Below are 18067 nucleotides of genomic sequence, written 5' to 3'. Positions count from 1 at the left end.
GAGCGAACAGGTGGCCGCACGGGCCGGAACTACACATACGAGATGACGTTTCTGTCTTGAGGTAGCCAGAGGAAAGCAACATGACCAATCCACAGCTCACGCGCATACCAATCGCCAAGACTGGAATGCTCATCCGCAAGCCGGTCGAGCATGTATTCGAAGCAATCGTGAACCCGGACGTCACGGCGAAGTTCTGGTCCAGCAAGGGCAGCGGAAGACTGGAGACCGGTAAGACCGTCAAGTTGGGAGAGCCACGATGTCTCCATCGAGGTCACGCCAAAGTTCGTGGAGCCAAACAAGCGCGTAGTGATTGAATGGCCTGGCTATAGCGGCCCGACGACTGTGGAATGGACGTTCCAAGCTATTCCGGAGGGTACGACGTTCGTACGCGGGCAGGAGTCCGGATGGACGGGGGATGCCGATAAGCTCATGCGCTACGTAGCCGATTCCACGCAAGGCTTTACGCTTTTGCTTGCCGGGCTAAAGGCGTGGCTCGAGCACCGTATCCAGTTTAACTTGACGCTCGATCGTTATCCGAAGGGGATAGAGGACCAACAGTTTGAGTAAGGCCGAGCGGTTGTGAGGGAATATGGACCAGCAGCGGCCGACGTGGGAATTGAAGACCAGCAGTGTGCTGGGAGCGAGCACCAATACAGAACCTCAGAGTTTACCTCCGCGAGCGGCTGCCGCCACGAAGGCCGATGTGAAGAGCAGGTGGATAACCAGAAATAGCTTGGCGATGTCCCGCGCTTCACCGCTGACGACGCCCCAAATGTCGATTGCCGCGACGGCGCCGAAGCCGACGATGTTCGCGAGAATGACGACACGGAGCGTGGAGGGCTCGGCATTTCTCGACAGCCAGTTAAGCACGGCGATACCGAGGAACGGTCCGCCGAGAAGCCGCAGCAGCGCAAGCAGTTCGGGTGCAGCATCCGTCGGCACGGCATCCCGGCCGAACTGTATCGGAAAGAACATCAGCGCCAAGCCGACAAGGGCCATGTAAAGCGCAGATAGGGTAAGCGTCAGTTTCGTCATGGCGTCTCCCCGGCCGGACATCAGGCTCGAGCGTGGTGGATTTGGCAGGCCTCGGATACGATTGGTAGGATTTTCGTGCCTGCGGTCGCAATATCAGAGTGATCCAGCGGAAACGTAGTTATCAGTTTCATCTACGGTGGGGCGCCAAATCTGCCATTTTTGCTACAATAACGCCGAAAATTGCCGCCGGAGCTAAGAACCCGCGAAGAGCGGGAAACAGCCAAGAGGCGAAAAAGCGTGGTAACGGCGGTGATCGGCGGTGAAAAGACCCATCCCGATGTCGACAAGTGGGTGGGTCGGCGGAAAGGCTCGTCGGCGCCAACTCCTGCACGTCCGGGGATCCTGGGGGCTTCCCACTACAATGAAGCCTTTCGCCATGGTAGACCTAGAATGCTGCGAACATGTAGAACCGCTGATGGTGGACGATCAACTGAACTCGTTCGGTTGACAATAGCGCAGTCCGGGGAGGAGGTCGCCATGGCATCGATCGACGAGAAGAACCTCGAAGAGAAGCTGACGGCGCTAGAGTCGGCCCGGACCTGGAGTGCGCGGCTCGTATCCAAGCTCGAGAGCAACATCCGTTCGGCAAGCGACGCCGAGCTCTTCCGCATCAATCCGATCAAATTCGCCGCCGACAAGAGCCTCAACGAGGAGGAGACGATTGTTCTCTTCCTGCACGCCACCGCCCTAGGTCTCTTCGATATGACCTGGATTCTGATCTGTCCGGTCTGCTCCTGTGTCATCGATAGCTTCCGGGCTCTCAAGAATCTCCGCAGTCACTGCCGCTGCACCCACTGCCATCTGGATTTCGTGGCGGCTCTCGACGACATGATCGCGATAACCTTCACCGTGAACCCGGCCATTCGCCGCATCTCCTATCACGATCCGCAGACGCTGACGGTGGAGGATTATCTTTTCCGCTACAGGTCGACGAATGAGGGCTTGATCCCGGACGGAACGCCTTTCGTCCACCTGAGGGAGATGCTGAGCCGCGGATTAGCCTATATCGAGCCGGGCGAGACGACCGCTTTTGAGATAATCGCAGAGGCTGGCATATTACATGGCAGCAGCTCCGACAGCGACGCAGGTATCACATTCATTGTCGATCCCGCGCTTCCGACTGGCGAACAGCGCATTGCAATCCGTCTTGACCTCGAGTCCAGCACGCCGGACGCGGGCACCATCGCGGCCGGCAAGGTGATTTTCGAGATGTCCAATGTCGCGGACAAACGCATCGAGTTCGGGATCCTTCAACTGCCGCCCGGCGTCGACAGGCCGCCGCCGCTCCACTTCGCGCCGTTCCTCTCAGGGAAGCGGCTGCTCACGACCCAGACGTTCCGCGACCTCTTTCGCTCCGAGGTGATCCGCAGCCACGAAGGGCTCGGCGTCACGGACATCGCTCTCCTTTTCACCGACCTGAAGGGCTCGACTGCACTTTATGACCGGATCGGAGACCTGAATGCCTTTGCACTTGTGCAGCAGCATTTTGAGCGGCTGCAGGACGTGACGGTCCGCCACAACGGCGCGATCATCAAGACGATCGGCGATGCGGTGATGGCAGCGTTCCTGAGGCCTGCCGATGCCGTGCGCGCGGCGCTCGACATGCGCAGCGAAATCGCCTCGTTCAACAAGCGGCAGCCAGACAAGGCTCTGATCCTCAAGATCGGCGTTCACAGAGGCGCGGCAATTGCGGTCACGCTGAACGAGCGCCTCGACTATTTCGGCCAGACCGTGAACATTGCTGCGCGCGTCCAAGGCCTTGCCGACGCCGACGAGATTTTTGTCAGCCAGGACGTTTACGACGCGACCGGGGTTCGCGACGGACTGGCGGCTTTTGCGGTCGACCCGAGAACTGCACATCTTCGAGGCGTGCGGCAGGAACTGCCGGTGTTTCGGGTGGGAGGGGCCGTTTAAGGCGAGCTGAGCGATTGGCCCACGGACCATGCGTCAGAAAAGCAGTGTGTGTGTGTGTGTGTCGAACCCCCGATCACCGAAAACTCCCGAGGGAATTGGTTCGACCCGCTCTGTTGCCAACGCGACTTCGTTCGGGGAGGTCAAAGTGGCCAAGGTCAGCGCTGCGATCTATCTCAGCCCACCTGTGACGATGTTGTGGGGTTGGATGCTGTTTTGCGAACCGCTGACAACAGCGATGTTCGCGGGGCGGCCCTGCACATTGCGGGGCCGCACCTCCCAGAACGATTTTCCGTGTTTCCAAGTTGAGCGGTCGGCTATACGCCGTCATGGCAGCCGTTGGACACAGACTTATTCGATCCCGTAAGCAGGCGTTCGGACATTGTAGCCGCACGAGTTGCGCCCGCACCTTTCGGCTCCGCCATGCTCGTCGACATGACTTTCGTCGCCTAGCCGCTGCCGGGCCAGTTCGGCGAGTTCAATCGCCTCGACTTCAAGGTAAGTATGGCCCAAATGGCAACGCAACAGCCCGTCTACCGAATTGGAATCCTGAGGCCGCTCCAAAGGCGCTACGACCCCTTCTTGACGTCTGGAAGGTTCGTCACGCCATCCGCGAGTGCGCGCGCAAACGCCCGCAGTGTTGCCGTGTAATTGGTGAAGCGCTTCTTATCGAGCTTGATGGGATCGCCCTCCTTGAGCGCGATATTGCGCCCTGCCGCCGTCGTTACTCGAGTGATCGCCTTGCGGTTGAACACCGTGATGCCGTGAGCGCAGAGATTGCGGACCGTCACTGCTCGACGACCGTGCGCGCTTGCCGCCTTTGATCCCCGACCAGTCGCGGCCGCCCGCTTTTAAGATGGCATCGCCCCAAACTTCCATTGCTACGTCAGTGACGTAGCGCTCGGCTGCGTCACGAATCGGCTTGAGTCAAGAAGATTCCGGCTTGTGGGCCGGCTATTTTGCTGACATTATTCCCTGTTAACGGGGTTGCACTGTGGCAGGTGTTCAAATGGGGGGCATAAGGATGGCAAAGGAACCTTCGAGTACCGCTTCTTCTGCGAATAAGGCGGACGAAAATCTGATAGGTAATGCAGAGGGAAACGGGCTGAACTTCATGGCGGCCCAGGCCCGCGAGGGCGGGATCTCCGGTGACGCTGTAGGTGTCGACAAGATACGCGATCTGCTGTTCGGCAACCAGATGCAGGACTATGACCGCCGTTTTTCCAAGCTAGAAGACCGGTTCTTGCAGCGCTTTAAGGATGTCGAATCCGAGGCCAAGCGCAATCTTGAAACGTACGAGTCAAATGCAAAGAAGCAGGTCGAATCGCTCGCGGCGCAATTGCGGAGCGAAAAAGATGCACGAGCCGAGGCCGACAAGGAGATTGACCGGAATCTTCGCGAGCAAAATCAGGCACTTGAAAAGCAGGTGCGCGCGTTGTCGGATCAATTGAGCGAGCTTGAGCGCGACGTTGCGGACCGGATAAATCGAAGCGATCATTTGCTGCGTGAGGAAATCAAGCAAAAGAATGAAAGCATTCAGATGCTAATGGAGAAAATGTTTTCCGATCTCAGCAACGTCAAGACCGACAGAAATCTTTTGGCTGGCCTGTTTGTCGAGGTTGCAAAATGCATAAATCAGGATTCCGGCGGTAGCAAGAGCAACTCGGAACGTGGCTGGAAAGTGAGTTGATCGGAACTTGACGTCAACCGTCGACCCAATCAGGCTTCCTCAAAAAGCCGCCTCGAACGATACCGAGATTGATCGCGCGGCTCTGGCTATTCTTTTGGTCGAAATTGCTCGGAACATTGATCCGGACCATCATGCGCGTTTCGACGGAGTTCCAACCGCCGATCGTCGCATGGAAACGCTGCGCCAGTTGCTGGTCGGCCGCGAAATTTCGGAGCTTTCACGAGTTACGCATCTGCTGGGCGAACCGGAGCAGCTTGCGGAAGCAGTGGGCGGCGTTCTTCCCAGTGCAGCCGCACGGGCGCCTCATGCGCAGCTCGGCGAGGCCCTTGCGCCAGCCGTCGAGAGGGCTGTGCAACGGTCGATCCAGAAGAGCCCGCGCACGCTGACGGATATATTATACCCGGTGTTTCTGCCGGCAATTCGCAAGTCGATCGGGGAAAAGATCGACCAGACCTTTCAGTCGCTGAATGAAACTTTAAGACATATATTTACCTGGCATGGGCTCAAGTGGAGATTTGAATCTTGGAGAACTGGTGCCAGCTTCTCGGAAGTTGTTCTGAAGCATTCTCTTGTCTATCGTGTAGAACATGTCTTTCTCATTAACCGAAATTCCGGGCTTTTGATCGCGCATGTAACTGCCGATAATGCAACGAGCGAGGATCCTCAACTCATTTCTTCGATGCTCAGTGCAATTCAAGACTTTGTTAAAGACTCATTTAACGAGAAAGAACAGAGCGGCCTGGACACTATCCGCTTTGGGGAGCTTCGTCTCTGGTCAGAAGTTGGACCGTTTGCGACCTTGGTTGCGGTGATCCGGGGAAATCCGCCAGAGGAATTACATGAAATAGTTCGCGATGTGTTGCTTCGCATCCATGATGAATACTCACAGGCTTTAGAGCAGTTTGACGGCGACGGTTCTCAGTTAGCCGGCATAGAGACGCAGTTGCAGACCTGCGTTGAACTGAAGCAGGAGGACTCAAACCAGGGATTTCCGTGGCTGGTGGCGGCTGCAGTCCTGCTGGTTTTGATTCCGGCAGGCGGTTGGTTCTTTCTTTCCTGGCAATCCGGGCAGCGCTGGCAGGCCTATGTGTCGCGACTGGAGGCCCAACCGGGCATCATCGTTGCGGAACAAAAGGTGCGCGATGGCCAATTCTACATTTCCGGCCTGAGAGACCCGCTTGGCGCCGACCCGCAGTCGCTGTTGTCTGGAACGCATGTCGATCCCGCCCGCGTTCATTCGCAGTGGCAATTCTATCAGAGCCTTGAGCCGGAGTTCGTGTTGAAGCGGCTGACGGCGTCGCTGGCTCCGCCGGATACAGTACGACTTTCGATCGTCAAGGATCGCATCGTTGCCGAGGGTGAGGCTGCCGACACCTGGATAGATCGGGCGCGCGCAGCGGCCCGACAGCTTTCGGCAGGCGGACCGGAATTCGACATCTCCAAGGTTCGTGATGTGAGCCCCGAAGCACGCGCGGCGGAGCACTGGCAGGCCTATGTGTCGCGACTTGAGGCCCAACCGGGCATCATCGTTGCGGAACAAAAGGTGCGCGATGGCCAATTCTACATTTCCGGCCTGAGAGACCCGCTTGGCGCCGACCCGCAGTCGCTGTTGTCTGGAACGCATGTCGATCCCGCCCGCGTTCATTCGCAATGGCAATTCTATCAGAGCCTTGAGCCGGAGTTCGTGTTGAAGCGGCTGACGGCGTCGCTGGCTCCGCCGGATACAGTACGACTTTCGATCGTCCAGGGTCGCATCGTTGCCGAGGGTGAGGCTGCCGACACCTGGATAGATCGGGCGCGCGCAGCGGCCCGACAGCTTTCGGCAGGCGGACCGGAATTCGACATCTCCAAGGTTCGTGATGTGAGCCCCGAAGCACGCGCGGCGGAGCACTGGCAGGCCTATGTGTCGCGACTTGAGGCCCAACCGGGCATCATCGTTGCGGAACAAAAGGTGCGCGATGGCCAATTCTACATTTCCGGCCTGAGAGACCCGCTTGGCGCCGACCCGCAGTCGCTGTTGTCTGGAACGCATGTCGATCCCGCCCGCGTTCATTCGCAATGGCAATTCTATCAGAGCCTTGAGCCGGAGTTCGTGTTGAAGCGGCTGACGGCGTCGCTGGCTCCGCCGGATACAGTACGACTTTCGATCGTCAAGGATCGCATCGTTGCCGAGGGTGAGGCTGCCGACACCTGGATAGATCGGGCGCGCGCAGCGGCCCGACAGCTTTCGGCAGGCGGACCGGAATTCGACATCTCCAAGGTTCGTGATGTGAGCCCCGAAGCACGCGCGGCGGAGCACTGGCAGGCCTATGTGTCGCGACTTGAGGCCCAACCGGGCATCATCGTTGCGGAACAAAAGGTGCGCGATGGCCAATTCTACATTTCCGGCCTGAGAGACCCGCTTGGCGCCGACCCGCAGTCGCTGTTGTCTGGAACGCATGTCGATCCCGCCCGCGTTCATTCGCAGTGGCAATTCTATCAGAGCCTTGAGCCGGAGTTCGTGTTGAAGCGGCTGACGGCGTCGCTGGCTCCGCCGGATACAGTACGACTTTCGATCGTCAAGGATCGCATCGTTGCCGAGGGTGAGGCTCCTGCCAACTGGATCAACCGGGCGCGGGCAGCCGCAGAACAACTTTCGGCGGACGGAGTGGTTCTGGATGTCTCGCAGCTGCGTGAGCTGAACCTTGCAGAACTTAATTATTTGAGAGAGGCCATCCAGGCGACCGATATTTTCTTCTATTCCGGCAAAGCTGTGCCGGGACCAGAGCAGATGCCGGTCCTCGACAGGTTGGCGGATCAAATAAAGGAATTCGCCCAAAATGCCCGCAAGTCAGGCGTAACATCGCGGTTCATGTTGACCGGCCATGCGGACGCCACGGGCCGTGAGACGGCCAACGTGTCGATCAGCGCCGCCCGCGCCGAGACAGTTCGTGCGCTTCTCAACAAGCGCGGCGTCGCTCCGGAACTGCTGCTGGTTCGGGGCGCTGGCACCTTTGAGCCGGTGGTGCCTGAAAATAGTCGAACTGGGAGCTCCACCAATCGCCGGGTTTCGATTACGGTAAGCCTAGAGTAGTGCGGAGCTAGGATATTGCAAAAAAAGATCTGCATGTTGGGTGGGTTCGCTGTCGGAAAGACGAGTCTGGTTCGCAGGTTTGTGCAAAGCATCTTTTCAGATACCTACTTGACCACGGTGGGAGTGAAAATCGACAAGAAGAGTGTCGCACTCCCGGACAAAACCGTGGATCTAATTTTGTGGGATTTGGCCGGCGAAGACGATATCGGCTCATTCCGCGTCAGCAATGTGCGGGGTGCGACCGGGCTCGTGCTTGTCGTCGATGGAACCCGCGCCGCTACTCTTGCCGTGGCGCTCACTCTGCGCGAGCGGGCCGAGGCCGAATTCGGCGCTATGCCGTTTGTATTGCTGTTCAACAAATCCGACCTGGCCGATCGGTGGGCAATATCGGATAGTGAGATTAACGAACTCAGGCAACTTGGATGGCAAATCTATCGAACAAGTGCGCTTTCGGGTGAACATGTTGATGATGCGTTTCGTCAGCTTGCTTCGATGGTCACCAAATAGACCATGCATAGATTGCCAAGAGAAGTCGGAAGCTGGATTTACGATTTCTTCTACAATGAGCACTCTGTCGCATATCTGAAAATTGACGCCCAGCTTTGCATAGCTGCGAAGGGCGGTAACGTTAAACATTACGGGCTCTCATCGCTTCGCATTGGCAAGCCTGTTGCCGATCAGCTTGAATTTATGGAAGGTTTGCTGCCTTGCCCGGAGCTTCCATATCATATGGCCATGGTCGAACTGCCCAGCGGGCGTGTCGCGGACCTTCATCTTTTTGCCGGCAATGCCTGCGTGTGGCTGCTCTTTCTTGACGCCACTGCCGAACGCGACAACAAGCAGCGGCTTCAACAGAAGGCCTATGAAATGACGCTCCTGCAAGAGAGGGAGCGTCAACTCAACGAGAAATTACAATCGACGAACGAGGCGTTGAGGAAGAGCCAGGAGGGATTGTCGCGTGAATACCAGCGCGCCGAATCCCTACTCCTCAACATTCTTCCGGCGTCGATCGCGGAGCGGTTAAAAGCGCACAAAAAAATTGCAGACAACCACGCAGAGGTGAGTGTGCTTTTTGCCGACATCGTCGGTTTTACGGAAAGAACGCGGAGCGTCGGAGCCGTGACGACGCTCGCTATCTTAAATTACTTCTTCAAGGCGGCGGATCGGCTCTCGGAACGATACGGCTGCGAAAAGATCAAGACAATCGGCGATTGTGTGATGGTGGTCGCTGGCCTGCCCACCGCGCGATCCGATCATGCAGAAGCCCTCGCGCACTATGCACTTGAACTGCGGAAGGCGGTTAAGCGCGAACGCTTCGCAGGAGAACCGCTGAGACTCAGAATTGGAATTCACTCGGGACCAATCGTCGCTGGCGTCATAGGCAAAAGGCGGTTCGCCTATGACCTGTGGGGCGAGACCGTTAATCTCGCCTCACGCATTCAAACGTCCGCGGAGCCCGATGAGATCCGTATTTCGGATGCAACTCACCAACTGCTTGGACCAAAATTTGCTTGCGACCTACTCGAGGAAACGGAATTGCGTGGTACAGGTCGTGTGCGAATGTGGCGGCTCCCGGCTTGATTTGCCGCTTGGCAGTGCCGACCCTGGAACGCATTGCATCTCAAACTAATCAAACATCATGGTTTCGAATGTCCGCAGAGGTGCGCGAAGCAGTCGACCACCGAGCGACCGCCAAAGGTCTGTCCTGGGTCAACTCAGAACATCGGATCCTGGAGATTTAAGTCCGCTATCGTTCTTCCCTGCGCCACAAGCGGACCTACTGCTCTCGGCCCCTTTCCAGTCATTCGTCGAGACCGCAACGAGTAGCCTTTCCCGCCCTTATTTGCCGTCTGTGCTCTTGAAAGGATATGAACCTTCGACCTCTCCCAGACGATAGGTTAAACATTTGGTGCGAAATTGGACATGACCGGCTTTCGACGGCCGCCCAAGTCCTGGCAGGTCGATGATGAAATGCGAAAAATCGACTAGGCCTCCACGGCCGCCAGTGTCTTCCGGTTTTGCTGATTATCGAGATTGCGCGCTTCTTCTTTGAAGAAGTCCGGAAAATCGGCCGTCGCATAGGGATGAATGATCTTCTGCTCGGTGGGCGATCGACCACCCCGCGCGCGCCGAGCTCCAGCTTCACCCGCGGGGTGATCTAGGCCCTCGACGATGGCGGACCGAAGCGCGGGAAGCAGCTTCTCGGCAATATGCCGCTCGACATCACCCACCAGGGCTTCAATGAGTTTGTTCGCTTGTTTTTTGCTGATGCCTTCCTTTTCCGGATCGCGGTCGCCAGTATAGCCGAGCTCTGCTCGATCGAACGAAAGGTCGATATCCTCGGAAAAGCGGCGGATGGCGCCGAATGCCTCGGAAAGGGATGTACCACCCTTGAAAACAAGCGTGGCCGCATCCTTTTCCTGCAGGCCGAAAAGGCGCTTCAAAGTCCAGCAGACCCAGAAGTCTTTTTCGATGGGTATGGCGCTGACATATCTCTCGCTCATCTCGTCAGCTTTGGTGACTGGCGGTAGCATATTGCTCTCGTAGCCAATAATAACCCGGTCCCCGAGTTCAATTGTTTTCATCGGACTGCTTGGCAAGCTTGGACTACGTTGGCTCGAAAGAGGCCTAGCCGGTGAAGCTCTTGACGAGAATCGAACCGCAGATCAGTAACGGGTTGCTCGCCTAAACTGGTTGCAGGGGCTCGCAACCATCGTTACTTGCTTTGTCGAGAAGCAGCCTAGGTCATTGTTTATATGAAACATTCCTGCGGTGCTTGTCCATTAATAGCGCAAAAAGTATGCGCCTAGAGGAAGTCAGAGATCGCCGCTTGGTAGATGTTCGACAAAGGAGCGCGCATCGGCGGCTTTGGAATAGCGCCGCGGTGACGACCCCATAACGCGCGTAAACGCTGTGTTGAATGCGTTCTCGGATTCGTAGCCGACAGCGCGCGCGATACGCGCCAGCGTTTCGCTGCTATTCACAAGTCGCTCGGCGGCCAGCATCATCCGCCAGCGCGTGAGATAGGCGACCGGCGTCTCTCCCGTCTTCTTTCGGAAACGTCGCGAGAAAACGGTTCGTGACATGCCTGCATGTGCCGCAAGTTCTTCAAGCGTCCAACCATGTCCCGGATCAGCGTGGATCGCTCCTATGGCGGTGCCGACCTGCGGGTCGGCGAGGCCCGCGAACCAGCCGATCTCAGCGCCGGATTGCTGCGACAGATAAAGGCGGAGCGTCTGCGCCAGCATTATATGCGCAAGGTGCTGCGCCACGAGAGATGCGCCCGGCCTAGCTTCCCGCAGTTCCTGCATCATCAACTCGATCGACCAGCGAAGCGCCTCCTGGTCCCCGGCAGCCTTGAGGTGGATGACGGGCGGCAGCGTCCGGAGCAGCACGTCGGCATGCCGACCGCTAACTTCGAAGCGGCTTCCGGCCAGAAACACGTCTCCGCCGCCGTTGTAGGTGACAGTCTCTCCATCCCGGTCCGGCGCAAGGGCCTCGCTTGCAAGCGTCGGGGCCAGCGCCGGGTCGCTCGATATCCGCACTGGGCGTCCGCTCGGCAGGACGAAACAGTCGCCGGCGACGATTTGGACGGACTCTCTGGCGTCCTCGAGCGACAGCCAACAACTGCCGCGTATCACGGCGTAGCATTTGATCCGTCCGGCGAGATCGTCGAGCCGCAGCGACCAGTCGCCGCCGGCGTCGAACCCGGCGGTGATGTAGCTGCGCGGCTTCAGCAGCGAGAGGATTTCGGAAAGCGGGTCCATGGAAAAGGCACGTTCGCGAAGAAATTGATACTTTTAGCTAGAGAGCGTACCACGGATCGCAGCTATCTTCCTCTCTAAATCGACAGTTCGGTTGTCCATACGGAGAAAAGAGATGAAAGCTGCAGTAGTTACGGATTTCGGCAAGCCGCCCACCTATGGCGATTTCCGGGAACCCGTCGCGAGTGAAGGGGAAACGATTGTGCGGGTTCACGTTGCGCCGCTAAGCCCCATCGTCAAGGCGCTGGCGTCAGGCAGACATTATACAAGCGGCGCGCAGGCTGGCTTCGTGCCGGGTGTGGATGGCGTCGGCACTGATCCGGAGGGCCGGCGGGTATATTTCCTTTTTCCCAGGGGCCCCTTCGGCTCGATGGGCGAACTGGCGCTGGTCTCGAACGAAATGATCGTTCCTATCCCTGACGATATCTCCGACGTACGCGCTGCGGCGGTCGCGACCGGCGGCCTGGCCTCATGGGTTGCCCTGACGCGCCGGGCGCCGATCCAGCCCGGCTCTACCGTGCTCGTCAACGGCGCGACCGGCGCTGCCGGCGGCATGGCGGTGCAGGTGGCGCGGCACTTCGGCGCCGGCAGGATTATCGCGGTCGGTCGCAGTCGCGAGCGGCTGGACCGGCTCGAAGTCGAAGCGCGAATTGCTCTCGACGACGTCGCCGACGAGGCGCTGCGCGCCGAGTTCGACCGGGGCGTCGATGTCGTGCTCGACTTTATCTGGGGCGAGCCTGCCAGCCGGGTGATCGCGGCCGCGACGAAGAATCGCGGTTCCAGACTGGGCGAGCCGAGGGTGCGTTACGTCCAGCTCGGCACGGTTGCAGGCGACGAGATTTCACTCCGTGGCGATGCTTTCCGCGGTTCGGGGCTCGAATTGATGGGCAGCGGCATCGGCAGCGTCGCCATCCGGGAGTTGTCGGCCGGCGCCCGCGAGCTTCTGACGGAAATGAACAAGGCAGGGTTTGACGCTCCCGTCACGACGCTTCCGCTCACGGCCGTCGCCGACGCGTGGGCCGGCCCCTCTGATGTTCGCTACATCCTGTCCCCCGGCAAGCCACACACGTTGACGCGGAAGGGCAATGTCCGTCTACGGCTGTTGAAGCGGAGGGGCAGCGCCTTGCACAGAGCCCCGGCTGTTTTGAGGACGTCGGTCTTGACCAAGGTTCTGGGAGAACACGTCGCAAGCGCGCGGCTGCTTCCTCGGCCATGCATCTATGCTCCTCGGGATCGACGATAGGCGTCGTCAAGACGGCGGCGCATGTGAAAGAATTAAGAGCGTTACGGCGATATGCTACTCTTCCGGCCAGGTCTCCTGCACAAGCAGCTGCACAAATTTCTTCGCGAGTGCGCGCTCTCTATCGCGGGCGACTTTCTGGTGAAGTAGGCCCGAATTGTCGCCGAGAAGCACAAGTCCGTGCAGCGTGCTCCAGATCCCTACGGCGCGCTCGATTGCTTCCTCCTGTGAAAACCCTTTGCGATCCACCCGGACGCCGACCACCATCTGGAAGCAATCATCGGAAACTCCCTCTACGTGGCTGATATTCTCCGGAAGAATGTTCTCCGGCCGGAACATCATCCTGTATGTGCCGGATTGGATCGCGCGAAATTCACGTAGGCAGTAGCCAAGGCCTTAAGCCTGTCCCCTTCGTTATCCTTCTGGCTGCCGTCGTCTGCCGTGGCGTTCCAGTGGGATATGATAAAAAATAGTGTAACGAAAGTGTCTTTAGCGGCGCAATAATCCTGGGCTTATGCGGCGCGCTGAGCATTACTTGATGATTGGAGATCATCTCTGATTGCGGATGTATTCGAGAAAAACTCGCACGGCCGCGCTCGTATGCCGCCGGCTTGGATAATACAGATACCAACTCGGCAGCTTCTGCTTCCAGTCGCTGAGCAATTCGATAACTCTGCCTTGTTCGACTTCATCACGGACATAATCCTCAAACAGGTGAGCGATTCCCGATCCCGCAAGCGCGGCCTGGAGCTCTTGATGCGCTGAACTCAGTGTCAACCGACCTTTCGGGGTGATTTCCACTTCGTCGCCGTCCCTTTCAAATTTCCACGTCACCATGGTTCCGCCGGGGAAACGGCGACGAATACAGTCGTGCTGTAAGAGATCGTGCGGTGAGTCCGGTCGACCGCGCTTGCGAAGGTAATCAGGCGAGGCCACGATCGCATATCGCAAGGCGGGGCCCAGGGGCATGGCGATCATGTCCTGGGCAAGTTGGTTCCCGAAACGCACGCCAGCGTCGAAACCTTGCTCCACGATATCGATGATCGCAGCATCGCTGACGATCTCGACGTTGACGTCGGGGTAAATCTTCATGAACTCAAAGGTCAGAGGGCACAGAACGTGGTCGGCGGCCGGACCCGGTGCATTGATCCGCACGGTGCCAGATGGGCGCTCGCGAAGCTGATTGAGATCGTCGATCGCTGTTCTGATGTCGTGAAGAGCGGGCCTTAGTCGCTCGAGAAGCTGCTCGCCTGCTTCAGTAGGCGCGACGCTGCGTGTCGTTCGGTTCAGCAGCCGGATGCCCAGTGCGTCCTCGAGCACGCTGATCGATTGACTGATAGCGGACGACGAAACGCCCCTGCCAAGCGCGGCGGCTCTAAAGCCACCGCAGCGCACGACGTCCTCAAAGATCTCCAAGCTGTCAAGGCGTAGTGGCCGCATTGCAAAGTCCTGCTTAATAAGCTGATCCATTTTGATTAGCTTATCCACACGGCCGATCTGTGTCATCCCTAGAGAACAAGTCGCGAGGCGGCGCGCCACGGATAATCGCGGCCCTTACCGCCGACGCTGAAATCAAACGAGGCACCTGCGATCAGGTATTTGGACGGGATCAAAAACATGGGTGAAATCACACTGAATCGTAGGAAGATCATGCTGACAGCCGCATCGGCCGTGGCGGGACTGGCCTTGCCGACCGGTATGACCCTTGTGCAGGCTGCTCCCGTCGTGTCGCCCGCAATCCAGGGCGGAAATGCCGGCCATTACCGCTTTCGCGTCGGCGACATCTCAGCAACCGTGTTGAGCGACGGGCTGATCGGCGGCCCTCCGAGGGTCTACGCCAGCAATGCGCCGGAGGCAGAACTGCAGGAGGTTCTAAGGCGCGCCTTCCTGCCGACCGACCGCCTGACGCTGAATCTCAACACGCTTCTTATCGAGACGAATGGCAGGCGGATCCTCCTCGAAGCCGGAGCCGGGCAAACCATGGGTCCGCAAGGCGGTCGCATCTTCGAGAACCTGGCCGCCATCGGATTACGGCCCGAGGACATCGACGTTGTGGTTGTCTCGCACACGCACCCGGACCATGTCGGCAACCTTCGAACGGCCGACGGCGGCAAGGCATTTTCGCGGGCGGCCGTCTTTGCGCCTCGTGCCGATTGGGACTTCTTCGTCCGTAACGATCCGGACCTTTCCTACATGCCGGTGCCCGAGGATTTTCGCCGCAATTTCGCAGCGGCCATTAAGCGGAGCGTCGAGCCCGTCACGAATGGGATCGAGTTGTACGAAGCGGGCGAGGAGATCGTCCCTGGGCTGACCACGCTTCCGGCATTCGGCCACACGCCCGGCATGGCGAACTTCCTTGTTCAATCCGGGAACGGTCAGCTCCTGCTGACGGCCGATCTCGCCTACCACCCGATCGTCAATGTCGACCGGCCATGGGTGCCTGGGCCAGATCGCGACAAGGAGACCGCCCTCGCCTCCCGCCGCCGGGTCTTCGACATGGCGGCGGCAAACCGGCTCCTCGTTCTCGGCTTCCACTATCCGTTCCCGGGGCTTGGCCGAATGCTCAAGACGGACGCCGGCTATGCCTGGGTCCCGGTCAATTGGCAATTCTAATCCGGTGAATCACGGGGGCCCCGCAATGACGACATCAAGGCGCGCACTTCTATCGGGTTTTCTGGCGATGCCGCTCCTGCCGCTGGCTGGAGCGATCGCTTTCGGACAGGAGGCGCCGTTGCTGCCGTGGTTGCGGGGGCTCGCAACACCCGATTCCTGCGATTGGTCGAGTACCAGATACCGAACCTAGCGGCGTGTGTGTTCAAGGCAATCGTTGAAGGCCGCCTGAGGCGGTGGGGCTCAGACCTCTCCGAAATCGAGCAATCGCCTATTCAATTAATCTGCCGACAAGTTCCGATACGGCACACCACTTGCCTCCAGAACCGTCAGATAGATGCTGATATTCGTGAAGCCTGGTATGTTGTTCAACTCGTTGACGACGAGTTCCGAGTCCCCCGTGAAAAAGTCGACGCGGACCCATCCCTTAACAGCCTTAGTGCCTGAAAAGCACGTACAGAGGCGTCCCTAAATCCCACCCACACCCCAACTCTGAGGGTGCGTTGCGGGGTCTCCCCGCTGCAGGGGTGCACTGGCAACGAACCGCCGGTCAGGGGGAGGCGTTCCTCCTTCCAGATAGCGACGTTGAAAGTTCCAATTAGCGCCCCGTTGACTTCCAATCAGCCGAGAACCATAGTTCCAATCGTCCGAGATTCGGGGAAGACATGTTCGAGAGGTTTGTAGAGCAGAGGGCGGAGGAAGCCCTTTCGGATACCCCAGTCGTCCTTATCGTAGGACCTCGCCGGGCTGGCAAGACCACCCTCGTCCGAAAGATGGGAGACGCCAGACGAAGCTATATCACGCTCGACGACCAGACGGTTCTGGAGGCCGCCCAATCCGACCCTGCTGGCTTCATTCGGGGCCTCGATCGAGCCATCATCGACGAGATTCAACGCGCACCCGACCTGCTGCTGGCGATCAAGAAGACAGTCGATGAGGACTATCGTCCGGGCAGGTTTCTGCTCACCGGGTCGGCGAATGTGCTGACTCTGCCGCGGATTGCGGACAGCCTAGCCGGCCGGATGGAGACCATCCGAATGCTGCCACTGGCGAGAGCAGAGATCGCGGGTCAGGCGCCGACCTTTCTGGAGCGCCTTTTCGATGGGAAACTAAAGAACCAGCAGAACTCGATCATTGGAGATGATTTCGTCCAGCTCGTTCTGCTCGGCGGCTTTCCCGAAGCGATCAGCCGCGACAGCGAACGGCGACGGCAGGACTGGGCTCGTTCTTATCTAACTTCGATCCTGACCCGAGATTTGCGGGACATTGCCGATGTGGAGAAGCTGACCGAGCTGCCAAAGTTCGTGCGGCTATTGGCCGAGCATGCAGGCCAATTGGTCAACTACTCGCAGTTCGGCGGCAGCATCAACGTCAGCCACAAGACGGGGCAGCGTTATGTCGGGCTGCTCGAACAGGTGTTCTTGGTCGCGACGCTGCAACCCTGGTTCACCAATACACTGAAGCGCATCGTCAAGACACCCAAGCTGCATTTCCTCGATTCCGGTCTACTGGCCAGCGTGCGCGGACTTACCTTCGACCGGGTGAAGGCCGATCGCGGAACATTCGGCGCGCTGCTGGAGAGCTTCGTGTTCTCTGAAGTGCTGAAACTGATGACGGCCTCAGACCTGCGGCTGACACCATATCATTTCCGGGATCGAGACATGCGCGAGGTGGACATCGTGCTGGAACGCGACGACGGGATGATCGCTGGCATCGAGGTCAAGGCGAGCGCAACGGTCAAGGCCAGCGATTTCGGGGGGCTTCGCGCACTTGCTGAGGCCTGCGGCGATCGTTTCGCCTTCGGCGTTGTCCTCTATGACAGCACGGATGTCGTGCCGTTCGGCGACAAGCTGGCCGCAGCGCCGCTATCCAGCATGTGGGGTTGAGAATGGTCGCGGAAGCCACAGGGAGGACCATGCAACACATCGTCGAAGGTAAAGACGCCATTAACCAGTGATATCTGCCTTAGCTTCCGCTATGGCTCCGGATTTTAAATGAGATGCTCACTTCCGATAAGTATCGCTTATCGGAAGTGAGTAGTCTGACGGCAAGAAACCCCTTCTGCCGTCCCTACCGCCGACGGTTCTCCTCAACAACATGCCGACGCAGCGATTTCCCGCTGCGGTCACGGCCGACAACCGCCGCGCTGGACGCGAACTTGCCGACTTTCTGATCGCTATGGGACACCGACGCATCCTCTTCGTATCGGGAAATTTCGTCGCCTCCGACAGAGCTAGATCCCGCTATGCCGGTCATGTCGACGCCATGCATGTAAGGGGCCTTACGCCGCTGGATGCGGTCGAGATCCCGTTTGTCAGCGGTTATGAGGAGCTTGATCTGCGCGAGGCGATGACCACGTTTTCGCCGACAGCGCTCATCGCCTCCAATGATCTTCTTGCCTTCGGCGTAATCGGCGCGCTCCGGCGCGAGGGCTTCTCGGTGCCCCGCGACGTTTCCGTCGCCGGCTTCGACGGTATCGCGATCGGCCGGCTGATGGACCCGCCGCTGACGACGATCGAGATGCCCGATGCCAGCATGGGAGCGACGGCGGCCTCGCTGCTCCTCGATATCTCGAAGAGAATTCTTAGCTTCGTTACTGCTTCTTCGATGCGTTGCTCCGTCGTTTTTCGGCGGCTTGCGATACGGTCGTCGCCTGTTCCGACGTGATGGCTGCAGATTGGCCCAGCAGGTCGACATCAATGCGCAGGAGTTCTGTGTCGTCCGAGCGATTGATTAACCCTCGC

Annotated in this window: 15 protein-coding genes and 3 pseudogenes; 11 read left to right on the top strand and 7 right to left on the bottom strand. The window is 58.7% G+C overall.

The window, feature by feature from the left end; translation table 11 throughout:
• The first annotated feature begins 80 nt into the window (after positions 1 to 80).
• Both ISN39_RS37965 and ISN39_RS37960 read left to right on the top strand, forming a co-directional pair.
• Positions 81 to 314 carry a hypothetical protein gene (locus ISN39_RS37965; RefSeq protein WP_348651981.1) on the top strand — a complete coding sequence of 78 codons (234 nt, stop codon included), beginning with the start codon at positions 81 to 83 and terminating at the stop codon, positions 312 to 314.
• The gene (locus ISN39_RS37960; protein WP_348651980.1) at positions 286 to 567 is read left to right on the top strand and encodes a hypothetical protein; all 282 of its coding nucleotides are present in this window, start codon (positions 286 to 288) and stop codon (positions 565 to 567) included. The genes ISN39_RS37965 and ISN39_RS37960 overlap by 29 nt, the downstream gene beginning before the upstream one ends.
• Positions 568 to 660: 93 nt before the next feature.
• On the opposite strand, the gene ISN39_RS22060 is transcribed toward ISN39_RS37960, so the two are convergent.
• Entirely contained in the window at positions 661 to 1035 is a 375-nt protein-coding gene (locus tag ISN39_RS22060; RefSeq protein WP_246763382.1) for a hypothetical protein, read from the bottom strand.
• 477 nt (positions 1036 to 1512) lie between these two features.
• Here ISN39_RS22060 and ISN39_RS22055 point away from each other — a divergent pair, with 477 nt between their 5' ends.
• Positions 1513 to 2949: an adenylate/guanylate cyclase domain-containing protein gene (locus tag ISN39_RS22055; protein WP_246763381.1), complete on the top strand. Its 1437-nt coding sequence runs from the start codon at positions 1513 to 1515 to the stop codon at positions 2947 to 2949.
• A gap of 566 nt (positions 2950 to 3515) precedes the next feature.
• On the opposite strand, the gene ISN39_RS22050 is transcribed toward ISN39_RS22055, so the two are convergent.
• A complete protein-coding gene (locus ISN39_RS22050) occupies positions 3516 to 3737 on the bottom strand; it encodes a hypothetical protein (RefSeq protein WP_194730438.1) in 222 nt (73 codons plus the stop codon).
• 233 nt (positions 3738 to 3970) lie between these two features.
• On the opposite strand from ISN39_RS22050, the gene ISN39_RS22045 reads away from it, so the two are divergent.
• The 4 genes from ISN39_RS22045 (at position 3971) to ISN39_RS22030 (ending at position 9290) form a co-directional block, all read left to right on the top strand.
• Positions 3971 to 4636 (top strand): hypothetical protein, encoded by a 666-nt coding sequence (locus ISN39_RS22045; protein WP_022713150.1) that lies wholly within the window; start codon positions 3971 to 3973, stop codon positions 4634 to 4636.
• Between the two features lie 943 nt (positions 4637 to 5579).
• Positions 5580 to 7709, top strand: a complete 2130-nt coding sequence (locus tag ISN39_RS22040) for an OmpA family protein (RefSeq protein ID WP_246763380.1) — start codon at positions 5580 to 5582, stop codon at positions 7707 to 7709.
• Positions 7710 to 7721: 12 nt separating this feature from the next.
• Positions 7722 to 8216, top strand: coding sequence for a Rab family GTPase (locus tag ISN39_RS22035; protein WP_194731870.1), 495 nt, complete (start codon positions 7722 to 7724; stop codon positions 8214 to 8216).
• A 3-nt stretch (positions 8217 to 8219) separates the two neighbouring features.
• On the top strand, positions 8220 to 9290 hold the full coding sequence (locus ISN39_RS22030) for an adenylate/guanylate cyclase domain-containing protein (protein WP_194730436.1): 1071 nt from the start codon (positions 8220 to 8222) through the stop codon (positions 9288 to 9290).
• Positions 9291 to 9760: 470 nt separating this feature from the next.
• Here ISN39_RS22030 and ISN39_RS22025 read toward each other — a convergent pair.
• Positions 9761 to 10183: pseudogene (locus ISN39_RS22025) on the bottom strand (nucleotidyl transferase AbiEii/AbiGii toxin family protein); the annotation flags it as partial.
• 342 nt (positions 10184 to 10525) lie between these two features.
• Complete coding sequence (locus ISN39_RS22020; RefSeq protein ID WP_194730434.1) at positions 10526 to 11476, bottom strand: AraC family transcriptional regulator; 951 nt, start codon at positions 11474 to 11476, stop codon at positions 10526 to 10528.
• 112 nt (positions 11477 to 11588) lie between these two features.
• On the opposite strand from ISN39_RS22020, the gene ISN39_RS22015 reads away from it, so the two are divergent.
• Positions 11589 to 12716, top strand: coding sequence for a zinc-binding alcohol dehydrogenase family protein (locus tag ISN39_RS22015; protein WP_348651979.1), 1128 nt, complete (start codon positions 11589 to 11591; stop codon positions 12714 to 12716).
• A gap of 54 nt (positions 12717 to 12770) precedes the next feature.
• On the opposite strand, the pseudogene ISN39_RS22010 reads toward ISN39_RS22015, so the two are convergent.
• Together ISN39_RS22010 and ISN39_RS22005 are read right to left on the bottom strand one after the other, a co-directional pair.
• Positions 12771 to 13091: pseudogene (locus tag ISN39_RS22010) on the bottom strand (TetR-like C-terminal domain-containing protein); the annotation flags it as partial.
• Between the two features lie 171 nt (positions 13092 to 13262).
• Positions 13263 to 14219: a LysR family transcriptional regulator gene (locus ISN39_RS22005; protein ID WP_194730432.1), complete on the bottom strand. Its 957-nt coding sequence runs from the start codon at positions 14217 to 14219 to the stop codon at positions 13263 to 13265.
• 144 nt (positions 14220 to 14363) lie between these two features.
• Here ISN39_RS22005 and ISN39_RS22000 point away from each other — a divergent pair, with 144 nt between their 5' ends.
• Positions 14364 to 15326, top strand: a complete 963-nt coding sequence (locus ISN39_RS22000) for an MBL fold metallo-hydrolase (RefSeq protein ID WP_194731869.1) — start codon at positions 14364 to 14366, stop codon at positions 15324 to 15326.
• Positions 15327 to 15602: 276 nt separating this feature from the next.
• On the opposite strand, the gene ISN39_RS36580 is transcribed toward ISN39_RS22000, so the two are convergent.
• Positions 15603 to 15695: a hypothetical protein gene (locus ISN39_RS36580; RefSeq protein WP_246763379.1), complete on the bottom strand. Its 93-nt coding sequence runs from the start codon at positions 15693 to 15695 to the stop codon at positions 15603 to 15605.
• Between the two features lie 293 nt (positions 15696 to 15988).
• Between ISN39_RS36580 and ISN39_RS21990 the strand changes: the two genes are divergently transcribed.
• Positions 15989 to 17209, top strand: coding sequence for an ATP-binding protein (locus tag ISN39_RS21990; RefSeq protein WP_194730431.1), 1221 nt, complete (start codon positions 15989 to 15991; stop codon positions 17207 to 17209).
• A gap of 166 nt (positions 17210 to 17375) precedes the next feature.
• Positions 17376 to 17900, top strand: a pseudogene (locus ISN39_RS21985) (substrate-binding domain-containing protein); the annotation flags it as partial.
• Between the last annotated feature and the right edge of the window lie 167 nt (positions 17901 to 18067).

The organism is Rhizobium sp. 007, assembly GCF_015353075.1.
In the GTDB taxonomy this organism is placed as follows: domain Bacteria; phylum Pseudomonadota; class Alphaproteobacteria; order Rhizobiales; family Rhizobiaceae; genus Rhizobium.
This window is presented reverse-complemented; position numbering and strand designations above follow the sequence as displayed.

Coding starts and splice junctions, on each gene's coding strand:
- ISN39_RS22020 (WP_194730434.1), bottom strand. CDS start 11,476: ATGGACCCGCTTTCCGAAATCCTCTCGCTGCTGAAGCCGCGCAGCTAC.
- ISN39_RS37965 (WP_348651981.1), top strand. CDS start 81: ATGACCAATCCACAGCTCACGCGCATACCAATCGCCAAGACTGGAATG.
- ISN39_RS22060 (WP_246763382.1), bottom strand. CDS start 1,035: ATGACGAAACTGACGCTTACCCTATCTGCGCTTTACATGGCCCTTGTC.
- ISN39_RS22015 (WP_348651979.1), top strand. CDS start 11,589: ATGAAAGCTGCAGTAGTTACGGATTTCGGCAAGCCGCCCACCTATGGC.
- ISN39_RS22055 (WP_246763381.1), top strand. CDS start 1,513: ATGGCATCGATCGACGAGAAGAACCTCGAAGAGAAGCTGACGGCGCTA.
- ISN39_RS22000 (WP_194731869.1), top strand. CDS start 14,364: ATGCTGACAGCCGCATCGGCCGTGGCGGGACTGGCCTTGCCGACCGGT.
- ISN39_RS22045 (WP_022713150.1), top strand. CDS start 3,971: ATGGCAAAGGAACCTTCGAGTACCGCTTCTTCTGCGAATAAGGCGGAC.
- ISN39_RS22030 (WP_194730436.1), top strand. CDS start 8,220: ATGCATAGATTGCCAAGAGAAGTCGGAAGCTGGATTTACGATTTCTTC.
- ISN39_RS21990 (WP_194730431.1), top strand. CDS start 15,989: ATGTTCGAGAGGTTTGTAGAGCAGAGGGCGGAGGAAGCCCTTTCGGAT.
- ISN39_RS22005 (WP_194730432.1), bottom strand. CDS start 14,219: ATGACACAGATCGGCCGTGTGGATAAGCTAATCAAAATGGATCAGCTT.